The organism is Methylomonas sp. AM2-LC (genome assembly GCF_039904985.1).
Lineage (GTDB): Bacteria > Pseudomonadota > Gammaproteobacteria > Methylococcales > Methylomonadaceae > Methylomonas.
Genome location: NZ_CP157005.1, coordinates 1,808,307 through 1,833,876 on the forward strand (window position 1 = coordinate 1,808,307; position 25,570 = coordinate 1,833,876).

Sequence of the window (25,570 nt, forward strand, 5' to 3'; positions counted from 1 at the left end):
CTTACTCAGTCCACAAACCATTATTGCGTTGGGCAATTGACAGCCTTAGACAAATCTTTAGCATCGAAACAACCTGCTTCACCAGGATCAACGTGTCGGCTTTGTCTACCACTGTTAGCAAATGCAACATATGGGAAACTTTCCTGATAGCTGTGATCGTTAGCGTTTACACCATCGGCCAAACGATTGTTTGGAAAACTGTTGAATGCAGGATTCAATACACCAGCCACAACTTGTAAGGCAATGTCGGTAACGTCATCCGATACGCGGCGACCATTTGGGAAACCGGCACTATCGCCAGCAATAAATCCCATACGTTTACGGTTTTCCGGGGTAGCGGCAGCAATACCAGTGTTCACTCTAAGTAAGTCAGCAACCGGGCCTTGCTGGCTGCTTGTGCAACCTGGGCAAATGGGTGCGGTATACACAACTAATGGAAGTAAATCGGTTCTAGGGGATGCTGGGATAGGAACGCCACCGCTATATAAAGCATTAACCGCTCTGGGTAATAATGGATCTAACAGATAGTTTGCAAAATTACTGTCGTGTTTTGGGTCGCTCATGCTGAAACGATCTTTATCGCCGGTGCCGATTAATAACTCATTGATCAGCGGATTACCCATACGTTGAATTTGCACATAACTATTGGCTAGTCTTGGTTTATCACCGGGTATTTCTGCATACGATTTAGTACGCGGTCTAGAGGTTGTTGCATAGGTGCCTAGTACGGCTAAAGCTTCAGATGCCGTATGTGCTTTACCGTCTGCGGTCAACATGGCTATCGGGATTTCGATGGCGATAGTGTTAACATTGAAGCCAGAAACATCATCCGCAGCAAAGTTTTTATTGTCGGCCGCATATTGCGCATCGCTGAACACGGCGGGAACATCAACACCCGAAGCCCCTGTTCGATAATTAACACTGTCGAAGGTGGCTCCCAAGTCTATGTAAAACGGATCGTCCACGGTGCCGGAAAATACCCGCACACCATTTCCCAAATTGTATACACCTTGAGCAGCCAAGCTTTTATAATCGGGCATTGTACGTGGGCCTACATTAGAGGGTACTGCATAGAGCGCATGCTGTTGGCTTAAATCGATTACTTTGCGATTTGCCCCTTTACCCTTAATCATGGTTACAGTATAACTTTGTCTAACGCCTAAACCTTCTGATCCAGATCCGTCTAAGGCGGTAATAGCTGGTGGCGCAAGTAAACTGCCGGTAGGATATTTATCTTGATTAGGTCCGTTGCTAGGCACATAACCACCATTACCAACACCCACCATACTGGTAAAAACAGAGGGTAAACGATTTTCGGTTTTGAAACGGAATTGCAAGGTGATATCTTCTTCAGCATCAAAATTGTTGTCTACTTTCATTTCATAGAGTATTTCTGGATCGAAAGGAAAATAGTTTGGACCGTTGCTGGGTTCCAGCAGTGGGTCCACGTTTAAAATCATGGTCAACTTGTTAGGATCGTCATAACTAACAAAAGCATACCAGTCGGTAATATCCGCTTTAGTATCCAAGGCTGTTAATGGCGCTTCGCGGTGATTGGCTGCTAATGCCGATTGAATTCCGGCAGGCAAAAGTAATAAGCCGAAAACGGCTGGCAGTAAAGGTTTTTTGTAACGCTTAAAAAAGTTCATGATCTCAATTCCTCTATAAATTTTAAATGGCTGCCGTTAGCGACAGTCAGTATTAATACGTAAGCAAAGTAAAGATGGATGCAGTTAATTAAAAAATTTGTTTTCAGGCGAATAAGGCTGTAGGTTTAGTCGCTTGATATTTTCTGACGGCAAACAATAGACATAAGCCAGTAGCCATTAATAGTTCGCCAGGTGCTTCCGGTACGGAGCTGACTGCTGCATTTTCGGCATTCAAAAAATGCAGACTCCATTCTGAAGTTAAGTTTTGTGATGCCAGTAAATTACCATGGTTGTCAAAACGTTGTATGCCATCACAAAAGACACCGTTAGAGCAGCCAAATGCCGCAGTAAAATTAGGATCATTTCTAAAAAAACCATCTGTCAGTTTATCGCTAGCTGATAAGTTGTCGTATTGGGTTAAAGTCGCTAGATAATGACCGGGGTTAAGGAATAGGGAGAAAAAGCTATCATTCTCACTGTAGTTATAAACAGTACCATTTGAGGATAACGAGCCACCTAAACCACTACTGCTACCATCGGCATCTTCAAATACTTGGTTTCCATTGCTATCCCATAAAGTCAATACCGTGTCAAAACCACCCTGCAACGAGGAAGAGGTGAAAACGGTTAAGTTGTCCGGGGAGTTAATGGTTAGATTAAAGCTCATGACATCGTTGTCATGTTGGAAATTTCCTTTAAAATCAAAGTCAGAAGCTACAGCGCTGTTGGCTAGTGCCCAGGAGCAGCTTAATAATAGAAAGCCTAGTTTTTTTTTCATAATGGAACCTCATAATTAAGAATTTACGTATTTGCAAGTGCTAGTAACTGTTATGCAACAGTTTTCATTGCTTAAAACCTCGATTAGCCACTGTGTTTCTCTAAGCTAGTATCATGTTTTAAACTTTGAATTCGGCCAGCAATAACCAATACGCAAAAGAAAACTTTTTGGATGCAGTACAAATAAAATAAGAGGGATTAATTGGCGTAGATAGGGTGGTATAGGTTAGAAAAAAATGTTGTGATAGGCTATGGGCGCTTTCAGAGCAAAATTGGAATAAAATAGTTTGATATTTTTTCATCCAAAATTACGTCAGTAACGTATGCTAATAACAGGGTAATAAATCAATGATTGCTGATCACATGCAAAATACCGCTGAATTGAGGATGGGAACGGAAGGGCCACCCGGTGATCAGGCATTAGCAAGTGAGAAACTATGCCAAGATTATATAGTCAGGGTAATAGATAGTGATCAAGTTGCACTTGGTTTACTGTATGACCATTTAGTGGACTATGTGTATGGTTTGGTCTTGCGTATTACTAAACAAGTACCGTTGGCCGAAGAAGTGGTGCAAGATACTTTTTGGCAGGTATGGCGACAAGCACCCCGCTATAGCCCTGAACGGGGTTCGGTAAAAGCCTGGGTAATGACCATAGCCCGCAGCAGAGCTTTAGATGCCCTGCGTAAAATTGAAAGCGATGAAATAGAGCTTGATGAGGAAACTTTGCAATTAATTGCCGCATCTGATGCAGATGAGCCGCCGAATATATTGGTAGCGGTACAGCAAAGCCAGCAGTTGCAATCAGCATTAGCCGATTTGGAACCTGTACCCAGGCATTTGCTGTCGTTGTCTTTTTTTCGCGGCTTAAGTCACGATGAAATAGCCGTCTGCAGCGGATTGCCATTGGGTACCGTTAAATCGCATATACGCCGTGGATTGCAGTTATTACAGCAAAACTTGGCAACCCAGTTGACTGAAACCTTTTAATTGATAAACACGAGTAAGTCCATGACAGTATCAACACAGTCCGAGCAAGAAGCGCTTAATCGACTCATTATTGAGAAAATTGCACCGATAGCCGTTAAACCTGAACGCAAACAAAGCATGCGTCTCAATCTGCTCAATCTGACAGAGGCTAGTGTTGCCAGACAAGCGGCATTTTTAACGTTACGTGGTAAAGATGGCTCGTGGAAAAATCTTATGAATGGTATCCGCGTTAAGTCACTTTGGAACGGTCCTGAAGGTAACTCGGTTTTGATAAAGTTTGCACCCGGTTCCAGTCTGTTGCCTCACCGTCATCATTGGTTGGAAGAAGGTATTGTATTGCAGGGTGAATTGCAATTGGGTGATACCACTTTAGGTCCATTGGATTATCATGTCAGTCCACCGGGTAGCAGACATGCCGCAATTAAGTCTACTAGTGGCGCGTTGGCGTATCTGCGTGGCACTTCGTTGGGCGATACGGCAAATGTATTGCGTGAACTGGTGGGCGGCGTATTGCCCGGCACTGATTTATCGCAAAGTATTTCTGCTTATGCTAACCAAGATTGGCAACCGGTAGTGGAAGGCATACAAAAAAAAGTTTTATGGAACGATGGCATCAGGGAGTCTGGTTTTTACCGTTTGCAAGCCGGTGCAAAGTTTATTAGCCATGCGCATCCACTGGAGGAAGAGTGTTTAGTGGTGCAAGGTGAAGTGTTTCTGGACGACAGTCTGTTGTGTAGTGGCGATTATCAATTAGCGCCGCAGGGTACGCAACACGATGAGGTATATACAGATGTAGGTGCGCTATTATTTGTACGAAGTGCAGTTAATTAAAAGTCAAATAGCAGTCCTCGTTGTTAGCTGATTTCGGGATGTTAGTTTTTTGACGCTGGTTTTTCTTATATTTCCAGCTTATTGTTAATATTTATACATATAGAATATGGCATAGTTAATGCTTTTAGATGGTTTTAAGCATCAATAGTTGTTAATTATGGCATTCAATTCACTCTCTATCGAAAATGTATTGAGCACTGGCCCACAAATGCTCATGCTACGTGAAAAGCATATGCAAGTTTTGGCTTCGAATTTAGCCAATGCAGACACGCCAGACTACAAAGCGCGTGACTTGGATTTCAAACAAGTGTTTCAACAACTTTTAGGTAACAATGCTGTGGGGTTAAAGCAAACTCAGCAAAGTCATTTGGCCGATAATAATCCCTTATTTGGGGCCGAACTACGCTTTCGTATTCCTCAGCAATCTTCCCTGGATGGTAATACCGTGGAAGGCCATATCGAGCAAGCAAAATATGCCGAAGCCATGGTTAAATATCAAAACACTTTACAATCACTTTCGGGCGACTTTAAAGATTTGATGTCGTCATTAAAGGGGCAATAGGGGAGAGCGCTAGCCTGTTATTTTGCACTAAGATTTAGGGTAGGGGGCTCCTTTGGAGTCGCGTGAGTACAAAACGCAGTTTTCTTATACAACAGGGTATTGATGCGGTGTATTTAGCTGAGGTTTCTTGCGAATTAAAGATACGTAAATGCTTCATGTTTTAAAGTCTAGATTCTATCTGACGATTTTGTAAATTGTTTTGAACCAGATCAGACATTGAAAGGCAAGGTCCGGCCAAAACCTGACATTGGCGACTGGCTGCTTTATGGCAATGAATATGTTCGACAATTTGCCCTTATGACAAGGATCGTCATGCATAACGACCATCCAGGGACCTTCACCTATTTTCAGTGAACGGATGCTTATGACTTAAATACAGTCAAACCGAAACTAGCTTAATAGGATTGGCCGCATTTTTTCGTTACCCAACATTTCTACGCCTATTGATGACTGGCAAAAATGGATTGTCAATTTACTCCCGACTCCGGTTTGCGGCTTCTCTGTATTCAGTGTATGTTAAAAAAAATAGTTGGAGACAATATGCGCCCTTTAAAATCCTTGCTTGCACTGGCTTTGTTGTTGCCGCCACCGTGTGTTATGCCAAATGATCTTGAGTTTCTGCTTAAAACCACTCCCCTACAACGCGCGACCGTGCAAACCCGCTTTATGCAGGAAAAACTGGACCTTACTCCAGAAGCAACCAACAAAATTAACGGCATTAACCTTGCCTATGCGGAAAAAGTAGAACCTATCCTAAAAGGCTCCAGTATGCTGCTGTTTAAAATTCAGGATATCAAAGCAATTCTGCAACAAAAAGACGAGATACTGCGCGGCACTTTATCTCCGCAGCAATATGAGCGCTACAGAGAGTCGAAAGACGAAATAATCAACGCGATGCGTCACGACTTAGAAAAGTAAGCAGAGGAGATTCACTTGACTCTCCAAGCCGTATTAACGATAAACTGCAGCCCCGATGGCAACATCTTTTCATTGCCCAATATTTTGTGTGAATTGATGTCGAGCACGAACAATATGTGTCTGACCTATAGGACAATTTCTTGTTCGGTACATAATGCCGGTCGGGGTTTGCAACCCCGTCACGCATTACGTCCTACGGCCCTTCATAAACAGGCAAAAAAAAGCCTGCCGCGACTAAGAGTAAGAGTCGCGGCAGGCTCGGTTCAGTGAAATAGACTAGACTTGCGGCATAGTCCTGTGCTGTCTACAGGGTGGTTTGGCAAAGGCATTGATTGTGGAGGTTACGCCAGTTGGATCGAGCGTAGTAATAAGTATGGTGTCGAGGTCCAGCTCCAACTGGGCAATATTGATAAGCAGCAAACGCGCAGCCCATTCACGGGCGATGTAATTGTAGTTGTCAGACCCGCGTTCATACACTGCCGCTACCGAGGCTTCCACTTGCGTCGTTGAAAACGCTGCGAAATTAGTTTCTGCCCCTTGCATAAAGCTCTCCACATCGCTCTGCAAATTAATTATAGCCTGAGCGAGATCGTTTGCATTTTTCGCATTCTTGACGGCATTCACAGCCTCATCGACTGCAGCGGACTCACCTTCGGTGACTATGAAGGCCAATACTTCCGCCGTGCTTACTACCATATCGGTAATACTAGCAGTACAGTTTTTTACATCTTTCGTACACGAGGCCCCAAGGCAGTCTTTACTGCCAGCAGCACAGACCGGCTGACAGTTCGTGACGTTGCAGGAGAAGCCAGACCGAGGTGTAAGATAACAAAGACCTGCCTGAAGCTGCCGATTCGAATTGCAGGAGGTCGGGAGTTCACCGGCGCCGCGATCATAGCTTGCTTTGTTAATCCAGCAAGTCGCTATATTGTCACTGCGGTAGCCTGCCCTGCAGGAATTCATGGCCGACGCGATACAGCGTCCTCCGAGCCATTTGGGTGCATGTGCGGTGCAGTGGCTACCGGGATTGTAGGTTAACGAATCGGTCGTTTTGCATATTGTGGCGGCCCCCTTAAAACCGCTACTGCATGGTTTATAGCATAGCCCCGCATCCATTTCTTTTCCGCTTTTGCAGCTATCAGGTTTGATTCCGATACCACGGTCGTAGCTGCCTGTCTTGTAGCAGAATGGCATGTTACTGATCGAGACCTCGTCCTGTATCCAGTCGACGAGAGTTGTTACTTGCTGGTTCGTGAGCGTAGCCCCCGAAACTGCCGTGGACGGAACCGATGCTGCCGGTGGCCAGCTTGAAGCTAGTCGACTGAAGCCCAATTGCTGATGTGGATCGCTGCCGCACTTTTGTAACTGTGTAGTCGCGTTAGGGTCCGAAGAATTGTTGGTGATACCGATACAGAGTCCGTTTTTCTTGGAAAGGATGGTATCGCCGTTGCGTGTCCATTGCTGATTAATGCGGCCATCACATGTCATGAGTACAACTTGATCACCGACCGCACCATCGCCGCCATCAGTTACGCACATACCTTGCACCACAATGGTTCCGGTCGGTGTGAACTGAAAAAATTCATTCATATACTGTTTACAGGATGCGGATCTTAGCGATGCAGGGTTAGGGGGGCTAGGAATGGTAATGCCGCCTATTTTTCTCGGCTTGGTGGGGGTGGTGGGGATAGCTGCGCCCACCTGAAGACAGAAGCCGGTCGGGGTGCTGGTCATCGAAGTCAAACCAGTACGTGGCCAATCGGCCGCGACTTCGCTGGCCAGAGTCCACTGCTGATTGACGTTATCGGCTAGGCAAGATTGCATCTCAAGGTTTGAGCCCATCTGAGTCAGACATTGCGTCCCACCTGACAGGCGGATTTGCTTGCCAGAGCGCCACCAATTCGAGCTAAGGGCGTTACAACTACTCATGCTGACCGGACCATCGACTGTAAAGCTGCCGGTCAGGCAATTGGCACCCGAGACTGCCAAATTGGGTTCAATAGTGATTTCGCCGGTAGCCGGAAAATTGAAATTCTGTTTTGCCGACAGATCACACTTCGTCATCGTCATCGGTTGCGTAAGGGTGATACATTGCCCGGTTGCCGTATTCTGAATGGCGGAAACTGGATCAGTTGCCGCCTGGGAAATCGTGACTGCTGTTAGTGCCAAAAGGCCAATCAGAAATCGAGTTATGTTTTTCATGATTAATATTCCTGCGTGGGTAGGTTTACCGCTTGGCAAAAAATAGCCCAACGGTTGGTGGTAAATTGATATATGTTGCAAATCAGGATTTGGCCTTGGAACGAGTCAACAGGGTATTGCGGGCCATCTGGATCGCCTCCTCCAATTGTGCTGTTTCAACCGCTCCGCGAAATATCGTGTCACCAATGATCAGCACTGGCGTACCTTGAATGCCCAATTTCTCGGACAACACCCGCACTTCACCCAAACCACGGTTGGCCAAAATCTTGTTTACCGGCTTGAGCTGATATTTCTGTTCGATAAGAGATAGGCTGGCAGCATCAAGATCCTGATTGGTTATCAAGGTCTGATGCACCTGCGCTACAGTCGGGCCTGATTCGACTGACAGCATCAACTGGGCCGCAGCAATCGATTCCGGACCCAGTACGGGCAATTGCTTTACCAATACACGCAACTGGCTGTCGCGCTGGATTAGCTGCTCAATACCGGGCGCCATTTTTTTGCAGTAACCGCAGTGATAGTCGATAAACTCTACCAGGGTGACGTCACCCGTAGGATTGCCCAACACAATGGAGCCGGTTTCTGAATAAATTTCCTTGGTAGACTCGGCCAGCGTGGTCGCCTCCTGTTTTGCTATGTCGGCGGTTTCACGGCGTTGCAACTCGTTCAACGCATCGCGGACCAGTTCAGGGTGCGTCTTGAGTACTTTTTCAACTGCTTGTTCGATAGCTGACGGTGCTGTGGTGACTGTTTGTGCCATGGGGGTTTGATCCACCAAGATCAGGATGAATGCGGCCAGTATTTTTATGTTCTGCCTAGGAAGGACGCGTTGATCGTAAGTCATGGTTATGTATTTTCCTGTAAGTATTAATTAAAAATTGCGATTGATCGTCGGCCTAATACACTCTAATCAAGCTTCAATTAGCTTATCTGAAAGTCCTCTCAGTAACACGAATCGAATTGTAACCAAATGTAACAATCCGGCAGCCCAGCAAATAAAGATTGATATACTCAAGCCTAATTAAACGGCTAACCGGATAAACTCATGCAGCAAGCAAAAATACTGATTGTCGATGACGACCTGCGGATACGGTCGCTATTGAAACGCTATCTTAGTCAACAGGGTTTTGTGGTAAGTGGCGTTGGCGATGCTCTGGAAATGACTATGAAATTGGAACGTGACCCTATCGATTTAATCGTGCTGGACTGGATGCTGCCAGGCGAGCAAGGCTTGTCAATTTGTCAAAGGCTAAGTGCCGATAAAAATAATCCGCCTATTATTATGTTGACTGCCAATGGCAGCGCTGAGTCGCGCATCTCAGGTTTGGATGGTGGCGCTGATGATTATTTGCCCAAGCCGTTTGAACCGCGTGAACTAGTCGCCCGAATTCATGCCGTGTTGCGTCGTCGTCCGCGCGTGGCTGCCGCCATACCGATAGCAAACAGTTCGTCATTGTATTTTGGCCCGTATCGCCTGGATTCCACGCAACGCTGTTTATACCGGGAAGACGCACAGATCGCGCTGACCGGCAATGAATTCGCCTTGCTGAATGTGCTTGCGCAACACGCTGGAACACCACTTTCGCGTGAACGTCTGGCTTATTTGATCAATGGTCGTGACCACGACTATGAAAATCGTTCCCTGGATGTACAGGTATCCCGCTTGCGTCGCCTGCTGGAAGACGATCCGGCCCGGCCCTGCTATTTACAAACAGTGCGAGGACGGGGTTATATGCTGACGCAACAACAAGATGAGCTAGCATGAAGGTTTTTCCTAAAACATTATTTGGACGCATGTTGCTGTTAACGCTGTTTATCATGGTGTTTAATTTCTTCCTGGCATGGTCGACCCTTGCCTTTTTTTTAACACAACCGGCCGGACGGTGGCTCGCCACAACCACTCAATCGCTGATGATGATTGTCGAAGATTTTGTCACACACAGCGATAAAGACGCCAATCACCAGCTGCTAGAACGTTTGCAGCAACAAAGAGGTATGGTGCTTGTAAACAACGCTGATCAACGCTATGAGGCACTACCGGACTTGCCACTATTTAATAGGTTGCAGGACAGCCTGAATCAGGCCGGAAGTGATGCGGTATTGTTACGTTTACAGCGTCAACCGCAAAACCTGCTTTGGCTGATGCATACCAAGGCTCCAGCATTTTCGATAGGTTTTCCGGTTGGAGACATAGGCAATGCACCAACTCTTGTAAGGATAGTTTTTCTGGTAAACGGATTTTTGTCGGCTGTTATGGCTTATTTGATTGCGCGTTACCTGAATGCCCCATTAAAAGATTTAGCCGAGGGCGCAAGAGCTATAGGCCGCGATTTAAATAGTGTGGACATTAATCCACGTGGCCCGATCGAAATTCAAGAGGTGGGCCAAGCGTTAAACCAGCTGCGAGCCGATCTTGACCATATAGTCAAAGAACAGGAGTTTTTGCTGGCGGGTATTTCTCATGATTTGCGCACACCGTTAACGCGTATCCGCCTGGCTACCGAATTGATGGCTGAAGATGCGGACGATATAAAGCTAGGGATGAAGGACGATATAGAGGAAATGAGCGGGATATTAACACGCTTTATCGAACTGGCTCGGGTTAATATCGAAGAAGCTGAACCTTGGCAGATAGGTGAAATCACGCCGTTATTACTGGATATAGAGAAAAAATATCAACGCGCCCAAGTGGATTTAACCCTGTCCCTGGAAAAACTACCGCCGGTGCGCTACAAGCCGATGGCCTTGCGGCGGCTTTTGTATAACCTGATCGACAACGGTGTCAAGCATGGCGGTGGACAGGTTAAACTCAGCACCCAAAATCTGGGGCGCAAAATGGAGTTATGCGTCACCGACCAAGGCCCCGGTCTGCCCATGACACCTGCGGAGCTGAATACCTTTTCGTATCATAATGATGTTCAGGGTTATGGTAGCGGTTTAGGTCTGCTTATTGTGCAACGCCTCGCGCAATTGCACGATGCAGAATTGACCTTTCATAACCATAAACAAGGCGGCGCGGAAATTATAATAAGCTTGAGTGCGTTTCAGCGTCTGGATAAATCATCACTGAGTTGATGCTCAATTTACGACAAATATAATCAACACTACGATTTGAGATTTAAGTATTCTGAGAGTATTCTGATGATTAAGCCTAGCTCAACGCTTCGCTTAATCTGACTTATTCATTGTTATGTGAATAAGCTGTTTTTTCAATCTTTCGTATGACATTTGTGGGTCTAAACCGGGCTAATGGCACTCCCATATTTAATCCCCACCCTTACACGAACCTCTTATTGTAAACGCAATTTTGAAATATCCTGCATCGAATCATAGATGGGTGCCCTGGTCAGTATCACAAATTGCCGCTTTACCAATGACCATTATCGGGAAGCCTAATTCCATAGCCCAATGTTTCCTGTGGGTCGATACCAGATATTGACTAATCATTGGTCGAAATAAGCGACGAAATCCATCGATTGATGCGGTATCCCGATAATGTCGATTCCCAAGGGATTGAGCATATAAAAAATCAAATGAGAACCTTGAGGAAAACAGTAATAGCCTTCGGCAATATCCGACCGATGTTTGCCTAGATGTGGTTGCTTGGCTAACCAATTAAACCGTTTATCAATATCTGCTAAATAGCGGTTCCGTTGCGGCTTACCCCATTTTTCTGCCGTGTAGCGGCCAATGCTCTTCAAGTCACTAAGCGCCCTGGGGGTTATCCTATAAGTTGCCATTATCCCTCGTTATCCAACTCCCGAATAACGGCGGCAACAGTATAATCCTGAACAAATTCGCCTTTACTGGCTTGCGCAGCGCCCTCAGCAAGATGCACCCGTAATGCTGCGAGTTTATGCTTGCGTTCCTCAAGTTCCCGCAAAGCATCCCGCACAACCTCACTTGCCGAGCCGTAGCGGCCACTAGCGATTTCACTCCTAATAAAGACTTCCCAATGCTCCCCAAGACTCAAGCTAGTAGTAGCCATAGTAAACACTCCAGTATTCATATATAACAACGTTGAATATACCACGCCCCACTGCCTGCTTCAATGAACAGACGTTTCCAGAAAACCATGTCATTATCCTACTGTCGGCAATACATTCAACTACTGCCATTGGTAAAACGTCGATGATTGTCGCCTTAGGGTCGATCTTTATCCTTCACTATAAGATCAGATTAAAACTGCTATACTAAATCTCCAGATAGAATCAAGACTATTTACAATAGATAATACAGATACTTAGCGCCTCAGTGTCATCCATTTACGAATTAATCAATACCCTACCCAATAAACTATCACGTTCCAGTTTGGGAACGGATGACGGTGTCACTTTCGCCAGTAATGCGCGAATTTCTTCCTGTAACTCTACATTAGTGGATTGCTCTTCGCTCAAGGCATTCTCAATATCCTGATTCAAGTTAGCTAAAGCTTGCTGCAAACCTTTGTGTAAACCGCGTAATGCGTTTTTTTCTAAAGAAGGCTGAATTTTTTTATGTATAAAATAGGGAATTAACCAGCTTAAGGAAATGAGCATGACACTGTGGATAGCAAAATCCAATCCCAAATAGGTCGCAGAGTTGTTGGCAATGCTGCTGTGAAAATATCCCATAAACACTTGATAACCAACCACACTCATTGCCGCAAGCGGTAGCAAAGTTTCGCTGATGGCGGTAAATTTAAGCAGAAAACGATGCAAACTATTACCGGGGTTAAGCAATGCTTCTCGGCCTGCTAGTTCGGTAGAGTGCCTGACTTTTTTATCCGCTTGGATTTTAATGCCTTGCAGACGTGCTTTCAATGGTTTGCTGGGGATATTTAATTGTGCAGCTTGCAGTACCACTTCATCTAAAATATCATCAAATCGGCTTTGCGCCCACTCATCCCACAGTTTTATGCTTGGCTTTTGGGTGGGTTGTTCTGCCCAAAGTTTAGCCAGATTTTGCAGCGGCCACGCCAAGCCTTGCATAAAGGATGTTTCGCTTTGTTCCCATAACTGGGTATAAGATTTTTGTAGTTGCAAAAAGTCCCGTTGTCCTGTTTCGTCTAATAATTGTTTTAGAACGCTTTGCAATTGCTGATTACGCCATTGCTCATTGCGCTGCTCAAGTTGCACTACACTATGCTGTTCGGAAAGTGTGTGCAATTGCGCCAATAGCAGGGCAAATTCATCACCTTCTGGTTCGCTGCAACTCGTGCGAAACAAAAGCGGATGGTTAAATCCGGCTTTTAATAATTGTTGTTTAAAGTCCAAAAATTGTTCTGGTTGGCCTCTGTCCCACTGGTTCATCACAAACAGCCATGCGTGCTTCATACCTTCGTTTAGCAGTAATTGCCAGGCTTTGTTATCTCGATAGCGCTCCGGGCTCACCACGTACAGCAATACATCAATATAGGGCAACCATTGTTTAACCAGTGTGTGATTACCTAATTCCACACTGTCAAAATCAGGCATATCCATCCAGATAATGTTTTGCTGATCAGCATTATTATGTTGGCTGAGTTTGACGCTGTGTAAGGGTAAGCCTTCGGGTAGTTGGTTTACATTAATGCTTTCATGATGATAAAGGGTTACTTCCCGCGAGGTAGGTCGTTGTATGCCTGCTTTGGCAATCGGCTGTTGGGCCAGACGGTTTAATAAGCTGCTTTTACCTACACCGGTACCGCCCATGAAAGCAACCAATAAAGGTTTACAAGTATTATGCTCACGGTTTGAAAACAGCTTTTGTGGGCTGGTATGATCAATATCAAATAAAGCCTGTGCCTGTTCGGCATGTAAACGCCCGCTATGCACCGCTTGTTCTGCCCAATTGCGTGCTTGGCTTAACAAATCATAGTAAGCGGACATCATAAATGTTTCCTGGAACAGTCTGTCAGACTGGTAATGGTTAAAAATGGGTTAATACTTGCTAGCAGATTGATTTTACAACAAGCGTAGTCCATGTTTTTTCTCTTTTAGCAATTGTTCAGCCTGATGGCATTGGCTTTCGTAAATATTAAAACGATTATTGTTGTGACTGAGTTGTGGCAGTTGATAAAGTCTTTGTTGTAAACAATTGACAAATAATTGCGTTTTTACTTTGCTTAATTGTTGCTGCTTAAGTTCCGCTTCTACCCGGTGCATATAACTGCCTATGGCGCTTTCAGCCAGCAATGAACTAACACTTAGCAATACAGGGGTTAATACCAGATCGTGTAAACCAATCCCGCCAGTTTGCAGAGCCAGCAAAATGGCGGCAACGTCAGTCGTGGCACGGGTGGTGCGTAAACTATTGAGTATGACAGGCTGATCCTGAAGTTTAAGAAACAGCCGCTGTGCAGCAGCTTCCACATTCTGTTGAAAATGCTGATGGTAATCAGTTACTGCCAGAGCATAATCGTGCAATATAGCCGGTTTTTTTTGTCGCAAAATAATGGCGGTATCTTTCCACCAAGCGCTGGGCTGGGCTTCTGTCTCATTTTTTTCCAGCAGTTTGTCGGCCAGCTGTATCATGACATGCTCACCGATTACGTTTAATACCAGCATCTCCTGTCCTTGCAGACCGTTAAAATTGTTTTTACCCAGATTAATCAAGGTGCGTACTGGCCAGGTCATGAGACGGCGCGTTTTGCTGATAGCTTTGGCAATGCCGGGAATTTCCAGCAAATTCAGCATATTCAGGATAGCAGTCTGAAACGTATCATAATGGTGTGGGTGGTCAAGATAATCACGTAGATAAGCTTGCTGAGCCTGTGCAAGGCATTGATCGACCAAGGTTTGCCAATGACGTTGAGCTTGATGTTCAGCGACTATGGGTTCCAGCCAAGTTTGCCAATAACGTTGTAACCAGTTTTGCTGATGGATAAGATGCTGGCGATGACCTATTTTTTTGGCTAATCTAAACGCTTTTGGACAAATTGTGTCCGGCCAGTCTGGATTGCCGGTTAGTTTTTGAAATAACAGCGGTATAATTTCCGGTACCGGATCGGTACGGTGTTGTTGCCATTTTTGCTTTAAGGAATTTACTATCTCAGTTTCATTGCCTTCGTTTAATTTGTTAACACAAATTAATAGAGGTTGTTGAAAATCGGCGATAGTTTTGATGACTTCCCAAACCGATTGATCCGCATATTTTTCTTTGCTTACTACCAATACCAGTAAATCGGCTAGAGCCAGCGTTCTAATAACGCCTTCCCGATAATCGGCTGCATCGATAGAATCGAAATCGGGTGTATCCCAAACAACGCAGTTGGGTAAAGAATTAGAAAAATTAGGCGCATTTGCCAACGAGTAACAATCAAAACGGTTACGACTTAACATACTTTCTTCGAGACACTGAAAGCGTCCAAAATAATTTTGCATGCCATCGCAATCATCGCTGGATACACCATGACAGTATCCATGCGGATGTACGGTATAACCGGCCAAAGGGCTGACGTCAGCACTGTGGGCGTTTAGCAATAAATTGACCAGGGAGCTTTTACCCGCTTGGGTTGGCCCGACGACTGCAATTTGCAGCGGAAAATGTGAATAAGCTTCAATTAACAGGCCTTTGCGGATAAACGCTTCAGCGTATAATAGTTGTTCGCAACGTTGTTGGTACTCGAAAAATTGCGGATGTTTTTGATCCAGTTGCAAAAGTACAGTCTGATAACGCTGTTTGATAAGTTGGATAAATTCCAGCATGATATTTGGGCTTGGGTTTATAATTACCGAGTAATTTACTTTGTTTCTTTACCCGAATGGTAAGTATTATAAATATAAAATTCGGGCTTGTTCATTTTGGCACCGAGGGGATAACACCATGAAAAAATTATCAGTGGTTTTAGTTTTAGCTATCTGCGTTGTGTTGACTGGTTGTAATAAAGGCCAGCAAATCAACGGTAGCTCACTAAAAACAGTTAACAGATCAATGACTTCTATAAAAGAGCGTCTTCCTCTCGATCAACGCATCGAATATGAAGTGTCTTTCTGGACTTTACGCGATGACATTCGAAATAACAAAGACTTTTTAGATGCTGTCGATGGTAAAACGCCAGAACAACTTATCGAAGTTGGAAAAGAGTTATTCTTGAAACGTAAAGCAGCAGGCGTTAAAGAATATGAACAGTTTAACAATTGGGATCAAATGATAGCGCAATATACTCAGGAGCGTATTGATCAAAACAGAAAAAAGACTCCCGATGATAGAGATAAAAAAAATCCGCACAGCGTTACGTATAAATTAAGCGGGATGTAATTCAGCTGGCAGCTATGCCAACACCGCCAAAGCCTATTTTTTATAAGCCTGCGGTGCTGGCAGCTGTTTCTGATCGACAAGTACAGAGACAAACGCACTGGCTTCGTATATGGTTTTTTCCATAACCTCAATCAGGCGGGAAATATCTACCCCAATTTCCACAAACTCATGCCTTAATGCCGCAATCGCATGTGCATTTAGGTTGTGTTTCAAAAATAATACCTGATCTTGAAATGCCGATAACACTGGCTGCATACGTTGTTCGGCGGTTTGTAACGTACGTAACAAGCGTTGATATTGCATACGGGATTTTTTCAATTGTTGCTGGCTGCGACTGCGCAAAGTACGGTTAGTATACAGTTCCAGCTCATTTTCCCATTCGCTAAACAAGGCCTCACTGACTTCTTCAATAGCCACTATGCGCTCATTGACTTGATCAGCTCGATAGCGGCACACATCGTAATGCCGCTTTAATTGCTGGTAACGTTGCTCAAGTGCGCTGTCTTCTATTTTAACCAGAGTTTTAAATTTATCCAGCGCATCTACAAATTCATCACGGCTATCTCTTAGGCTTTGACAGGCTTGATCCACCTGTACCACCACAATGTCACGTTTATGATGACCTAACAGCGACTCGCGGCTTTGATAATAGGCATTGCGCAAACGCTTATTCAACAATGATTTGATTAAATTAAACATGATGTGGTTAAAAAGCGATCTTTGTTAATAATATGTACCGGGCAGCATAACTGTTTGGCAAATTGGTTAAAACCAGCATCTACAATGCCTTGTTGTTGTAACTGCAAAGTGCTTGCTGTCGGATCAATGCTGGCCGCTTTAACCACGATTAAAGCACTGGCATGTAAATAATATGCCAGCCAGGCTGCCAGACTGTCAGAAGTGATATCCCAGCTATTGGTAATACCCTCTGTATCCAGTTCCTTGATGTTAGCCGACCATACGGCGACACCTTGCCAATTGCAAGGTGCATAAATACTATTATAAATACTAAAGTTGGGTTTAAGGCCATTAAATAGCAAAGCCATTTGTTGCATGGCTAAAACAGCCATGCGGTGTGCAGAGATGTCGTTAAACTGATACACACTTTGTAAACTACGCACCTGATCTGCAAATATGCCGCCCCCAGGAACCAGTAAGGTTTGGCCAGGTAGCTCTGCCACATAATCAAGACAGGCGGGTAAAACCTGGCTGGATAATAAGCTGCCACCTAGTTTTATGATGCGCATATCAGCGTCTAAATTCAGCCAAGAGTTGTAATAACGCGCCGGCCTTATCAAAACACTCCTGATATTCGGCATCCAATTGTGAGTCGTTAACAATACCGCCACCTGCCCAGCAGCGGATAGTGTCCTGATTATGCACCAGTGTACGAATAGCAATATTGGTATCCATGTTGCCATCGAAACCGATATAACCAATGGCTCCGCAATAAATACCGCGGCGATGCGGTTCCAGTTCTTCAATAATTTCCATAGCGCGAATTTTAGGTGCGCCCGTAATTGATCCACCAGGAAAGCAACTACGTAATAAATCCAGAGCTTGTTGGTCAGTTGCTAGTTCGCCTGTGACTGTAGAAACTAAATGATGCACGGTTGCATAACTTTCAATGGCAAACAAACTGGGTACTTTTACTGAGCCTGGACGACAACATTTACTAATATCGTTGCGTAGTAAATCGACAATCATGACATTTTCTGCCCGATCTTTTTCACTGGCTTGTAAGGCTAGTATTTCTTGCTGATCTGCTTCGGCTTCCATTTTGCGCGGGCGAGTACCTTTTATAGGCTTAGTTTCAACCCGATTACCACAGACTTTTAAAAAACGTTCTGGCGAAGAGCTTAATATTTGCACATCGGGCAAATTCAGATAGGCACTGAACGGGGCGGCATTAATGCGGCGTAATACCTGATAAGCTTGCCAGACATCGCCCTGGCAGGGGCTGGCAAAGCGTTGTGTTAGATTAATCTGATAACAGTCGCCTTCCAGCAAATACTGTTTAATCTTTGCAAAAGCCACTGCGTAAGCCGTCTTGTCCATATTGGCAGTTGGCTCTGCCAAAACGGTAAAAGCGGGTTTTGCTGGTGCGGGCGTTATTCGGCTGAATTGTTCTATTAGTATAGACAGGGTTTCAACGGGTAGGTCATAGCCCACTAGCCAGCTTTGCTGTTGTTGATGATCGACAATGACTGCCCATTGATAAATTCCCATTGCCATATCAGCAATTTGTTCGTCATTGCTGGCGCTTACCGGTAGTTTTTCAATACGGCGCGCCAGATCATAGGCGAAATAGCCCATTGCGCCACCGTTAAATGGCAAGTCAGCAATACTGGCTAATTTTGGCCCCATTTGTTGTTGTAGCAATGTAAATGGATCTTCGTTACTGCGCGTTTCGACACCTTGTTTGCAAATAAGGGTCTCGCTACCATAAGTTTGTAATGTACAAATCGGAGCATAGGCAATGATATCGAAGCGGCCAGTGGTATTTTTTTTACTCCAGGCACTGTCCAAAAAAATGGCCCAAGGTCGATCTGCCAATGGGGCAAATAATAGGGCGCTGTCCTCAAAATAGGGCAGGGCATGTTTTACAGCATTAACGAAAGACATCAAGGTGTGTAAATAACGACGTGAAGACAGGAAGTAAATTAGGCGAATGGTGTAATTTTATACTAGCCATGGCTATTAACCAAACCCGCCACCAAGATAAGCCACTGCCACTGCAGGTGCGCAGTCTCCCGCATCCAGTTCAGCGGTATTTTCCAGGCTGGTAAAGAAACTGCTAAAATCAACATACGTACATCCTTTTTCCACTGCAATTTCTTTCAGTAAAAACCGGCCGACACCTGCGCCCACCAGGCACGTTTGAGTTGAAATGCGCTGACGTGCAATTTGCTTTTCGCACGCTAGCCAAATTTTTCGTTTTTGTTGGTTTTTTAAAAATTGGGCAAATTCCAGCCACAATGACCAATCATCAATGTTGAATTCATATCCTGTCAGACGCGACAAGCGTCTGGCACTGGCTATTGGGGTTTTTTCGGCACCATCAGCAGTTTCTGCCTGATCATGCGCAGAGTTTAAGTCTTCTGTTAAGCAATACACATCTGCCATGGTTGCAAAATGTTCGGCCATTAAATTCATGGCTTGCTGCTTGAAAATAGCCTGTTGTGCAATTGCCATTACCGATGTTCTGACTACGCCTGTGTACAGTAATTCGCCAGATACAAGACGTTCATAATCTGTAAGTCCATGAGCTTGTAGCTGGTGGTTTTCTATCAGCAATAAATCGGTGGTAGTACTGCCAATATCAACAAATAAACCCTTTTCACAATATCTGCTTACAAGCTCTGCGCTGGCTTGCCAATTAACCGAAGCAATCGCCATGGTATGCTTGGTTTGTATTTGTTCAAGGCTAAGAAAACCATGCTGGCTGGCGTAAATCAATAAGGGTTGTGGGTTTAACAATTGCTGCATAGCCTGGATAATGGCCTCAACGCCTTGCTGGCGACTGGTAAAACAGTCTGCCAACTCGCCCGTCATGGTGATAACATGCGTATATTGTTGTGCATTTAATGTGGCTAAAATTGCATGGACACTTTCATGTAAATGTTGAATACCTTTCCACAAAGGGCAAGCCACTTGCATAATATTTGTTACTTCGCCTTGCTGATTTAGCGCTGCGGCTTTGACATGCGCACCGCCTATGTCCCAACCTATCGTTTTGTTTTGCATGTCACCTTAACAATTAATGATGCCTACACGTATGTAAATCAATGATTTGAGATTGCTGTTGCAATGATGTAAATCGATATAAGCAAAAGTTTGCAATTTTATTGATAGTATAAACGTAATTACTCAGCCTGGGGTGGGATAGATACGCAATTTTTAGGCTTTAAACGTTTTAAATAAATTAACTTACCCAATGTTAAGCAAGTAACTGCGTTAAAATTAGTTAGGTAACAGATGGCAAGGCAAATAGGATCAGGCTGTTGCGTTTTGACTATACGGGCTGTTTTCAGTAAAGCAATACCATTATGCTGTTTAGACAAGTCTAGTAGCAAGAGTAAACTGGTTTTATAGTACCCAATAAAAAGTTAATCTTATTTTTTGTCCCAATTTAATTTGATGCCATTCAAACCTGCCCGATGGCTGTATAACGGCCACTTACAAACCCTTTATCCTGCATTATTTAGGCAATTACCGCCTGTAACTAGCTATAGAGAACGCTGGATTACCCCAGATCAGGATTTTATAGATATTGATTTTTGTGGAAACCTCACTCATTGCTTGGTTATTTTGCTGCATGGATTGACTGGCAGTTCGCAATCATTATATATCCGCGGTATGCAAGCTGCTTTATTAAATCAGGGTGTTAGTAGTGCGGCGCTTAATTTTCGGGGGTGTAGTGGGGAAAGTAATAATACATCGCGTTGTTACCATTCTGGCGAGACCACCGATATCGATTTTGTTTATATGCAGTTGCGCAACAAATACCCTAAATTGCCTATAGCCGTAGTCGGCTTTTCTCTAGGTGGTAATGTTTTGCTGAAATGGTTAGGCGAAAAAGGGCCAAAATTGGATCTGTTCGCTGCTGTAGCGGTGTCAGTGCCACTGGTACTCAATGAATGTGCAAATCGACTCGATATGGGGTTCTCAAAATTTTATCGTAACCGTTTACTGACGGAGCTGAAACAGTATTTACAACATAAACATCAGCATTTATTGAATATTCAACAATTTGAAGAAGCGAATAAAATTAGGCAATTGGGTAATTTGACCGATATACAATCATTTTGGGAGTACGATGAACGTGTAGTGGCTCCTCTGTACGGCTTTAAAAATGCAAGTGACTATTACCAAAAAAGTAGTTCCAGACAATATTTATCCTACATACAAGTGCCAAGTTTAATCATTCAGGCTGCTGATGATCCTTTTATGACGCCAGCCGTGTTACCCGATGCCGATGAACTATCTGCATTGGTGCGTATGGAAGTAACTGTTAGTGGTGGGCATGTAGGCTTTGTGAGTGGAATTAATCCCAGAAAACCTGGTTATTGGTTGGAGCAGCGTATACCGGAGTTTTTAAAACTGCAATTACAAAAATAGTCACTCATTAGGCTTTTGCCCTGATTCACTCTGTTTGCTCATATCAGTAGTTGTTTCCTATCCCTGTGAGGCATCCCTGCCAGAGAACTTTCCTTTGCTCTCTCCAAGCATTTAAAGCCTGACTATTGCTTAGTATTTATATAGAGACGAAATCTCTGTAGTATTAATAGCAAATACAATGCCAATATTTTTTTATAGGTAGATAGCGAGTGATTAAAATGCCTTTGTGTTTTGTAACTTATTGAATGATATTGGTTAATATTTTGTAGTTGTCCTGTGCTGATTATGGATTAAGTCATACACTCTGCAAAACACTGATTTAGTAAAGTGTGTGAAATCACCTATTCAATTAACTGACATTTGTGAAAATAGGGCATTTTTGGAGCTTATTCAGCTTTTTTCAGTGGCGAAATTCCGCTAATTTCCTGGGCTGCGAATAAAAGTAGGTGATATGACCTATTTTATTTATTTTTTTGTGTTAAATAACATAGTTTAATTAATTTAAACTTGGATGCCGTGGCTTAATGAAATAATTTGTTGCGATATAAAATTTAAGAATACGTTTTTTATCGATGAAAACTTTAATTTAATCAACTTCTTGTATTCGTCAATTGTTTTTAAAATGATTTTTATGGCAATAACCTCCTAGTGATAATGGTAAGTGGCATTATTTGTGCTGCATAAATTGCTAATTATGCTTATTGGCTGGTATTTTCCCTAAGACTGGCCTTTAGGCATGGTCTTCCTTCATAAACAAATTATGTAGGGAGTTCCCCTTTAATATAAGTGTACAAAATCATGAAATTATCAGTATTAATGAGTGCCGTGCTAATAGGATTGATATCCTCTTTGGTTGAAGCAAGCGAAGATATTAACCGTGCAGCGCCGAATTGTGCTTTGAGTAGTTTAGATGTTAGTGAACGCTATGATCTACAGCGTTTCAAAGGTAAAGTCGTTTATGTGGATTTTTGGGCTTCCTGGTGTGGACCCTGTGTACAGTCTTTTCCCTATATGAATACTCTTGATAAAGAACTCAAAGAAAAGGGATTGCAGGTGTTAGGCGTAAATTTGGATGAAAATTCAGAGGATGCAAAACAATTTGTCAGTCAAACTCCGCCTGAGTTTATGGTAGCTGCCGATGATAATGGGGCGTGTGCCAAAGAATTTGGTGTCAAAGCAATGCCTTCAACTTTTCTGGTTGATCGCAAAGGCGTCATACGCGAAATTCATTACGGCTTTAGACCGGGTGAGGCAAAAGAATTTCGTAGTAAAGTTGAGCAGTTGCTGGCGGAACCCATAAATTAAACAACGGCATTCATTTTCTTTAAGCATGATAATTAACCTTGATTATGGATATAGAAAAATCAAAAGCAAGTACCACAAATGTAGGAAGCGAAGCTTATCCCGCTGCCCGTTATTTTCAGATCCATTTTGAATTTGTACGCGAAGAATTGCAGGAAAATAGACGAATTATTGAAGATTTACAAAAGCAGTTATACGAATTGCTTATCTATTTAGGTAATACAGATAAAACTAGCAATGAAAATATCATCCAAATTAGTCGCGCTAAACCTATGCTAACTTCTGTTGTTAGTGAGAAAAAATAAATATTTCCACGTTGATTGGGCTTGCTACAGCTCTAGACTATAAGGGGTTGTAATAAGATTCAGTCAATAAGATAGTTTGGAAAGCCTGAATAGATTTAGCCAATGCCAAACGCTGTATAGAAAATATCGAAACAGAGTAGCTAATACTTCTCGCAATCATTAACAATTTAATACAGAGTAATGATACAAGAAACCCTGATTACCACGGTTAACGCGCAAGGCGTTTCGCACATTGCCCCCATGGGTGTGCTTATCGAAGCGGATCAATATGTCATTTTGCCCTATAAACCGAATTTAACATTGAATAATATTCTGGAAACCCACAGTGCAGTGATTAATTATACTGACGATGTGCGTGTATTCGCAGGTACGCTGACAGGTCGGCGAGATTGGCCGTTGCTGGTTGCTGAGAATGTTAAGGGTTTTTATCTGGCTAATACCTTGGCGCATACGGAATTAACACTGACGCATGTACAAGATGATGCTGTACGGCCAAAATTGTTCTGTAATGCTGTACATAGCGTTAACCATAAACCCTTTCAAGGATTTAATCGCGCTCAACATGCTGTGTTGGAGGCGGCAATATTACTTAGCCGTTCTGGTAATTTACAGTGGAAGCAAATTACCTCTGAACTGGAGACTTTACGTCGCTTGTTGGAAAAAACTGCGGGTGACAGGGAGCGTGAAGCCTGGGCATGGCTGATGGGCAGTTTCGAACAAGTACGTCTGTCTCGGGCGGGCTAAATAGCTGCTTGGTTTTTGGAAAAATGCACGGGGATTGTTGGTTGTCACCAGTATGAAATTAATTAAACTATGTTATATCACACAATAAAAATAGGTCATATCCCCTATTTTTTTTAAAAATTGATAGTCTTTTTTTTGTATTTCTATCATTATCAATTGCTTATGTTTTGGCGTGCTTTGTGCTTTATATGAATGTAATCCTTCACTATTAGAGGTTAGAAGCATGTCTCAAGAAATCATTGTCGCTAATGCTACGCTAAGCGCTGAAAATATTAATACGGGTGCCTTAATGCTAGGTGCCGGTTTAGCTTTGACATCGATGATTCTGATTCCAGCACTGGCTATGCGATTGGGATTAAGCGCCAGTTTAACGGGTGCTTTAAGAATTGCATTGATGAAAGCATCAAGCCGTGCTGCATCCTATCGTGCCGAAGAGGATACCAGTCTGCGTTTATTACGTTAATACTGGATAAGGTTGTAAAATTAAACCCAATAGAACTTCCTTGAACTGCAGTTACTCTGTTTAAATAAAATTGCTTTTCATGCGGGATAAAATAATTCTATAATTCGAGCCCAAGAAGTTTTTATATTTTAATTTGAATGATGATTAGCAAAAACAGGATTGAATGTGATCTTTGTGCTTTAACTGTTGAGGTTGACGGTTTTAAATTAAAGACAACTGCAGGTGAGAAAAACTTTTGTTGCGAAGGTTGTAAGGGTATTTACCAAATGTTACATGAAGAGCTAATTTTACCTGACAACCAAAAGTCTAAAGAGGATGCTATAAACCCGACTGACTGCTAATGCAATTACTCTATTGTACATAGAATATCTGCCATTGATTAATAGGTTTATTCGCGATAAATGTATATTGGGTTAATCACATTGGCCTTTTACAGAACAACAGCATTATTTAGCTGAATTTAAATTCAGAGGAAATACATGGCGCACACTCACAAAGTACACGACAAAATATCATTGGGAAAGCAAGTGATGGCGGGTACAATAGCCACTGCCACAGTAAATACAGGAGGAAAGTTGATGAGCAAGATAACCAAGCATCCGCTATTGGTTTTTGGTTTAGGTGTCGTTGCAGGTTTTGTTGTCTATAAATATAGAAAAGAAATTATTAGTAGCGCAACTAATACCCTTGATGCTGGTAAAGATTTTATTCTGCATCAAAAAGAAAACTTGGAAGATATCGTCGCTGAGACAAAAGAAAGTCAGTAATCCTATGTATTATTGATAAATGGGTTCGTTGGAAAATTTATTAATGTGAAACGGGCGTCACCTGATAAATAGGTTCGCCCGTTTTTCTTTTATGTTGTATTGAAATGACTATCCAAAAAGAATTTGTATTGCGCTATCGCGATAATGAACATGTACGGTTTCAGATACCGCCACGTGCCTGTGAGAAAAAAATTGCTCAGTTGCTAACAGAGCAAATTCTGGCTATAAAGGGTGTATATTCGGTGCACTTGTATCGCAGTCAGAACAAACTTTCCATTCGTTTCCATTCTTCTATCTGCACATTTTCCGAGTTAGCCAAACAATTATTTCAAATTTTAACTGAATTGGAGAGCCAAGGCTGGTTCGAGTCGCAAAAACAGCTGGTATTGCCTAAGCCAGGTCGGTCAAAACTTAAGCAACGGCTAAAAAGCACCCGCATTAGCCGATGGTTTGGTGAGAAATATCAAGCAGCCAAAGAAACTTTTCAGGCAGTTAAAATTGTTGGAAAATTAACGACTAAGGGGCCTAGAGCCTTAATTAGAGATCCTGAAAAAGCCACTATCGATTTCCTAAACGATATTTTAGTTTTGTATTTAATTAAAGCGCACTGGACGCGTATCACGCAAGAATGGCTAGTAAGGCCTTTTGTATATCGCTATGAATGGTTAGCAACTTTTTATATGTTCTTTTTGTTGGTACGTTCACGGCGAAAAAAATAA

Annotated in this window: 27 protein-coding genes; 15 read left to right on the plus strand and 12 right to left on the minus strand. The window is 43.2% G+C overall.

What is annotated here, in order from left to right; genetic code table 11:
* Positions 1 to 20: 20 nt before the first annotated feature.
* Together ABH008_RS08195 and ABH008_RS08200 are read right to left on the minus strand one after the other, a co-directional pair.
* Positions 21 to 1,649 carry a DUF4331 domain-containing protein gene (locus ABH008_RS08195; protein WP_347989364.1) on the minus strand — a complete coding sequence of 543 codons (1,629 nt, stop codon included), beginning with the start codon at positions 1,647 to 1,649 and terminating at the stop codon, positions 21 to 23.
* A 103-nt stretch (positions 1,650 to 1,752) separates the two neighbouring features.
* Positions 1,753 to 2,427, minus strand: a complete 675-nt coding sequence (locus ABH008_RS08200) for a DVUA0089 family protein (protein ID WP_347989365.1) — start codon at positions 2,425 to 2,427, stop codon at positions 1,753 to 1,755.
* A gap of 362 nt (positions 2,428 to 2,789) precedes the next feature.
* Between ABH008_RS08200 and ABH008_RS08205 the strand changes: the two genes are divergently transcribed.
* From ABH008_RS08205 to ABH008_RS08220, 4 genes are all read left to right on the plus strand, one after another.
* Entirely contained in the window at positions 2,790 to 3,416 is a 627-nt protein-coding gene (locus tag ABH008_RS08205) for a sigma-70 family RNA polymerase sigma factor (protein ID WP_347989366.1), read from the plus strand.
* A 21-nt stretch (positions 3,417 to 3,437) separates the two neighbouring features.
* Positions 3,438 to 4,247 (plus strand): cupin domain-containing protein, encoded by an 810-nt coding sequence (locus ABH008_RS08210; RefSeq protein ID WP_347989367.1) that lies wholly within the window; start codon positions 3,438 to 3,440, stop codon positions 4,245 to 4,247.
* Positions 4,248 to 4,404: 157 nt separating this feature from the next.
* Entirely contained in the window at positions 4,405 to 4,809 is a 405-nt protein-coding gene (flgB, locus tag ABH008_RS08215) for a flagellar basal body rod protein FlgB (protein ID WP_347989368.1), read from the plus strand.
* A gap of 540 nt (positions 4,810 to 5,349) precedes the next feature.
* A complete protein-coding gene (locus tag ABH008_RS08220) occupies positions 5,350 to 5,727 on the plus strand; it encodes a hypothetical protein (protein ID WP_347989369.1) in 378 nt (125 codons plus the stop codon).
* Positions 5,728 to 6,003: 276 nt separating this feature from the next.
* On the opposite strand, the gene ABH008_RS08225 is transcribed toward ABH008_RS08220, so the two are convergent.
* Both ABH008_RS08225 and ABH008_RS08230 read right to left on the minus strand, forming a co-directional pair.
* Positions 6,004 to 7,929 carry a ricin-type beta-trefoil lectin domain protein gene (locus ABH008_RS08225; RefSeq protein WP_347989370.1) on the minus strand — a complete coding sequence of 642 codons (1,926 nt, stop codon included), beginning with the start codon at positions 7,927 to 7,929 and terminating at the stop codon, positions 6,004 to 6,006.
* 82 nt (positions 7,930 to 8,011) lie between these two features.
* The gene (locus tag ABH008_RS08230) at positions 8,012 to 8,773 is read right to left on the minus strand and encodes a thioredoxin domain-containing protein (protein WP_347989371.1); all 762 of its coding nucleotides are present in this window, start codon (positions 8,771 to 8,773) and stop codon (positions 8,012 to 8,014) included.
* Between the two features lie 201 nt (positions 8,774 to 8,974).
* Here ABH008_RS08230 and ABH008_RS08235 point away from each other — a divergent pair, with 201 nt between their 5' ends.
* Both ABH008_RS08235 and ABH008_RS08240 read left to right on the plus strand, forming a co-directional pair.
* The gene (locus tag ABH008_RS08235; RefSeq protein ID WP_347989372.1) at positions 8,975 to 9,694 is read left to right on the plus strand and encodes a response regulator; all 720 of its coding nucleotides are present in this window, start codon (positions 8,975 to 8,977) and stop codon (positions 9,692 to 9,694) included.
* A complete protein-coding gene (locus ABH008_RS08240) occupies positions 9,691 to 11,004 on the plus strand; it encodes an ATP-binding protein (RefSeq protein WP_347989373.1) in 1,314 nt (437 codons plus the stop codon). The genes ABH008_RS08235 and ABH008_RS08240 overlap by 4 nt, the downstream gene beginning before the upstream one ends.
* Before the next feature lie 368 nt (positions 11,005 to 11,372).
* Here ABH008_RS08240 and ABH008_RS08245 read toward each other — a convergent pair whose 3' ends face one another.
* From ABH008_RS08245 to ABH008_RS08260, 4 genes are all read right to left on the minus strand, one after another.
* A complete protein-coding gene (locus tag ABH008_RS08245) occupies positions 11,373 to 11,669 on the minus strand; it encodes a type II toxin-antitoxin system RelE/ParE family toxin (RefSeq protein WP_347989374.1) in 297 nt (98 codons plus the stop codon).
* A complete protein-coding gene (locus tag ABH008_RS08250; protein ID WP_347989375.1) occupies positions 11,669 to 11,917 on the minus strand; it encodes a type II toxin-antitoxin system ParD family antitoxin in 249 nt (82 codons plus the stop codon). The genes ABH008_RS08245 and ABH008_RS08250 overlap by 1 nt, the downstream gene beginning before the upstream one ends.
* A 277-nt stretch (positions 11,918 to 12,194) precedes the next feature.
* Positions 12,195 to 13,781: a GTPase domain-containing protein gene (locus ABH008_RS08255; protein ID WP_347989376.1), complete on the minus strand. Its 1,587-nt coding sequence runs from the start codon at positions 13,779 to 13,781 to the stop codon at positions 12,195 to 12,197.
* A 72-nt stretch (positions 13,782 to 13,853) separates the two neighbouring features.
* A complete protein-coding gene (locus ABH008_RS08260) occupies positions 13,854 to 15,596 on the minus strand; it encodes a GTPase (RefSeq protein WP_347989377.1) in 1,743 nt (580 codons plus the stop codon).
* 118 nt (positions 15,597 to 15,714) lie between these two features.
* Here ABH008_RS08260 and ABH008_RS08265 point away from each other — a divergent pair, with 118 nt between their 5' ends.
* A complete protein-coding gene (locus ABH008_RS08265; protein ID WP_347989378.1) occupies positions 15,715 to 16,149 on the plus strand; it encodes a DUF6694 family lipoprotein in 435 nt (144 codons plus the stop codon).
* A gap of 33 nt (positions 16,150 to 16,182) precedes the next feature.
* Here the strand turns inward: ABH008_RS08265 and ABH008_RS08270 are convergent, their stop codons facing one another.
* The 4 genes from ABH008_RS08270 to ABH008_RS08285 form a co-directional block, all read right to left on the minus strand.
* Positions 16,183 to 16,848 (minus strand): DUF2959 domain-containing protein, encoded by a 666-nt coding sequence (locus ABH008_RS08270; protein WP_347989379.1) that lies wholly within the window; start codon positions 16,846 to 16,848, stop codon positions 16,183 to 16,185.
* On the minus strand, positions 16,836 to 17,396 hold the full coding sequence (locus ABH008_RS08275; protein WP_347989380.1) for a uridylate kinase: 561 nt from the start codon (positions 17,394 to 17,396) through the stop codon (positions 16,836 to 16,838). Before ABH008_RS08275 ends, ABH008_RS08270 begins: the two co-directional genes overlap by 13 nt.
* A 1-nt stretch (position 17,397) precedes the next feature.
* Positions 17,398 to 18,774: an aminodeoxychorismate synthase component I gene (gene pabB / locus ABH008_RS08280; RefSeq protein WP_347989381.1), complete on the minus strand. Its 1,377-nt coding sequence runs from the start codon at positions 18,772 to 18,774 to the stop codon at positions 17,398 to 17,400.
* 75 nt (positions 18,775 to 18,849) lie between these two features.
* A complete protein-coding gene (locus ABH008_RS08285; RefSeq protein ID WP_347989382.1) occupies positions 18,850 to 19,896 on the minus strand; it encodes a hydantoinase/oxoprolinase family protein in 1,047 nt (348 codons plus the stop codon).
* A gap of 393 nt (positions 19,897 to 20,289) precedes the next feature.
* Here ABH008_RS08285 and ABH008_RS08290 point away from each other — a divergent pair, with 393 nt between their 5' ends.
* From ABH008_RS08290 to ABH008_RS08325, 8 genes are all read left to right on the plus strand, one after another.
* A complete protein-coding gene (locus ABH008_RS08290) occupies positions 20,290 to 21,270 on the plus strand; it encodes a hydrolase (RefSeq protein WP_347989383.1) in 981 nt (326 codons plus the stop codon).
* A gap of 798 nt (positions 21,271 to 22,068) precedes the next feature.
* A complete protein-coding gene (locus tag ABH008_RS08295; protein ID WP_347989384.1) occupies positions 22,069 to 22,575 on the plus strand; it encodes a TlpA disulfide reductase family protein in 507 nt (168 codons plus the stop codon).
* A 44-nt stretch (positions 22,576 to 22,619) separates the two neighbouring features.
* A complete protein-coding gene (locus tag ABH008_RS08300; protein ID WP_347989385.1) occupies positions 22,620 to 22,877 on the plus strand; it encodes a hypothetical protein in 258 nt (85 codons plus the stop codon).
* A gap of 180 nt (positions 22,878 to 23,057) precedes the next feature.
* Complete coding sequence (locus ABH008_RS08305; protein WP_347989386.1) at positions 23,058 to 23,621, plus strand: DUF447 domain-containing protein; 564 nt, start codon at positions 23,058 to 23,060, stop codon at positions 23,619 to 23,621.
* Positions 23,622 to 23,844: 223 nt separating this feature from the next.
* Positions 23,845 to 24,084, plus strand: a complete 240-nt coding sequence (locus ABH008_RS08310; protein WP_347989387.1) for a hypothetical protein — start codon at positions 23,845 to 23,847, stop codon at positions 24,082 to 24,084.
* A 140-nt stretch (positions 24,085 to 24,224) separates the two neighbouring features.
* Positions 24,225 to 24,425: a heavy metal translocating P-type ATPase metal-binding domain-containing protein gene (locus tag ABH008_RS08315; RefSeq protein ID WP_347989964.1), complete on the plus strand. Its 201-nt coding sequence runs from the start codon at positions 24,225 to 24,227 to the stop codon at positions 24,423 to 24,425.
* A gap of 138 nt (positions 24,426 to 24,563) precedes the next feature.
* Positions 24,564 to 24,851: a hypothetical protein gene (locus ABH008_RS08320; protein WP_347989388.1), complete on the plus strand. Its 288-nt coding sequence runs from the start codon at positions 24,564 to 24,566 to the stop codon at positions 24,849 to 24,851.
* Positions 24,852 to 24,955: 104 nt separating this feature from the next.
* Complete coding sequence (locus tag ABH008_RS08325; RefSeq protein ID WP_347989389.1) at positions 24,956 to 25,570, plus strand: hypothetical protein; 615 nt, start codon at positions 24,956 to 24,958, stop codon at positions 25,568 to 25,570.

Excerpts from the sequence above, each read along its gene's own strand:
- ABH008_RS08235 (WP_347989372.1), top strand. The coding sequence starts at position 8,975 with ATGCAGCAAGCAAAAATACTGATTGTCGATGACGACCTGCGGATACGG.
- ABH008_RS08270 (WP_347989379.1), bottom strand. The coding sequence starts at position 16,848 with ATGTTTAATTTAATCAAATCATTGTTGAATAAGCGTTTGCGCAATGCC.
- ABH008_RS08205 (WP_347989366.1), top strand. The coding sequence starts at position 2,790 with ATGCAAAATACCGCTGAATTGAGGATGGGAACGGAAGGGCCACCCGGT.
- ABH008_RS08265 (WP_347989378.1), top strand. The coding sequence starts at position 15,715 with ATGAAAAAATTATCAGTGGTTTTAGTTTTAGCTATCTGCGTTGTGTTG.
- pabB (WP_347989381.1), bottom strand. The coding sequence starts at position 18,774 with ATGTCTTTCGTTAATGCTGTAAAACATGCCCTGCCCTATTTTGAGGAC.
- ABH008_RS08240 (WP_347989373.1), top strand. The coding sequence starts at position 9,691 with ATGAAGGTTTTTCCTAAAACATTATTTGGACGCATGTTGCTGTTAACG.
- ABH008_RS08305 (WP_347989386.1), top strand. The coding sequence starts at position 23,058 with ATGATACAAGAAACCCTGATTACCACGGTTAACGCGCAAGGCGTTTCG.
- ABH008_RS08245 (WP_347989374.1), bottom strand. The coding sequence starts at position 11,669 with ATGGCAACTTATAGGATAACCCCCAGGGCGCTTAGTGACTTGAAGAGC.
- ABH008_RS08225 (WP_347989370.1), bottom strand. The coding sequence starts at position 7,929 with ATGAAAAACATAACTCGATTTCTGATTGGCCTTTTGGCACTAACAGCA.
- ABH008_RS08210 (WP_347989367.1), top strand. The coding sequence starts at position 3,438 with ATGACAGTATCAACACAGTCCGAGCAAGAAGCGCTTAATCGACTCATT.
- ABH008_RS08275 (WP_347989380.1), bottom strand. The coding sequence starts at position 17,396 with ATGCGCATCATAAAACTAGGTGGCAGCTTATTATCCAGCCAGGTTTTA.
- ABH008_RS08320 (WP_347989388.1), top strand. The coding sequence starts at position 24,564 with ATGGCGCACACTCACAAAGTACACGACAAAATATCATTGGGAAAGCAA.
- ABH008_RS08325 (WP_347989389.1), top strand. The coding sequence starts at position 24,956 with ATGACTATCCAAAAAGAATTTGTATTGCGCTATCGCGATAATGAACAT.
- ABH008_RS08285 (WP_347989382.1), bottom strand. The coding sequence starts at position 19,896 with ATGCAAAACAAAACGATAGGTTGGGACATAGGCGGTGCGCATGTCAAA.
- ABH008_RS08290 (WP_347989383.1), top strand. The coding sequence starts at position 20,290 with ATGCCATTCAAACCTGCCCGATGGCTGTATAACGGCCACTTACAAACC.
- ABH008_RS08250 (WP_347989375.1), bottom strand. The coding sequence starts at position 11,917 with ATGGCTACTACTAGCTTGAGTCTTGGGGAGCATTGGGAAGTCTTTATT.
- ABH008_RS08220 (WP_347989369.1), top strand. The coding sequence starts at position 5,350 with ATGCGCCCTTTAAAATCCTTGCTTGCACTGGCTTTGTTGTTGCCGCCA.
- ABH008_RS08195 (WP_347989364.1), bottom strand. The coding sequence starts at position 1,649 with ATGAACTTTTTTAAGCGTTACAAAAAACCTTTACTGCCAGCCGTTTTC.
- ABH008_RS08295 (WP_347989384.1), top strand. The coding sequence starts at position 22,069 with ATGAAATTATCAGTATTAATGAGTGCCGTGCTAATAGGATTGATATCC.
- ABH008_RS08300 (WP_347989385.1), top strand. The coding sequence starts at position 22,620 with ATGGATATAGAAAAATCAAAAGCAAGTACCACAAATGTAGGAAGCGAA.
- flgB (WP_347989368.1), top strand. The coding sequence starts at position 4,405 with ATGGCATTCAATTCACTCTCTATCGAAAATGTATTGAGCACTGGCCCA.
- ABH008_RS08310 (WP_347989387.1), top strand. The coding sequence starts at position 23,845 with ATGTCTCAAGAAATCATTGTCGCTAATGCTACGCTAAGCGCTGAAAAT.
- ABH008_RS08260 (WP_347989377.1), bottom strand. The coding sequence starts at position 15,596 with ATGCTGGAATTTATCCAACTTATCAAACAGCGTTATCAGACTGTACTT.
- ABH008_RS08315 (WP_347989964.1), top strand. The coding sequence starts at position 24,225 with ATGATTAGCAAAAACAGGATTGAATGTGATCTTTGTGCTTTAACTGTT.
- ABH008_RS08255 (WP_347989376.1), bottom strand. The coding sequence starts at position 13,781 with ATGATGTCCGCTTACTATGATTTGTTAAGCCAAGCACGCAATTGGGCA.
- ABH008_RS08230 (WP_347989371.1), bottom strand. The coding sequence starts at position 8,773 with ATGACTTACGATCAACGCGTCCTTCCTAGGCAGAACATAAAAATACTG.
- ABH008_RS08200 (WP_347989365.1), bottom strand. The coding sequence starts at position 2,427 with ATGAAAAAAAAACTAGGCTTTCTATTATTAAGCTGCTCCTGGGCACTA.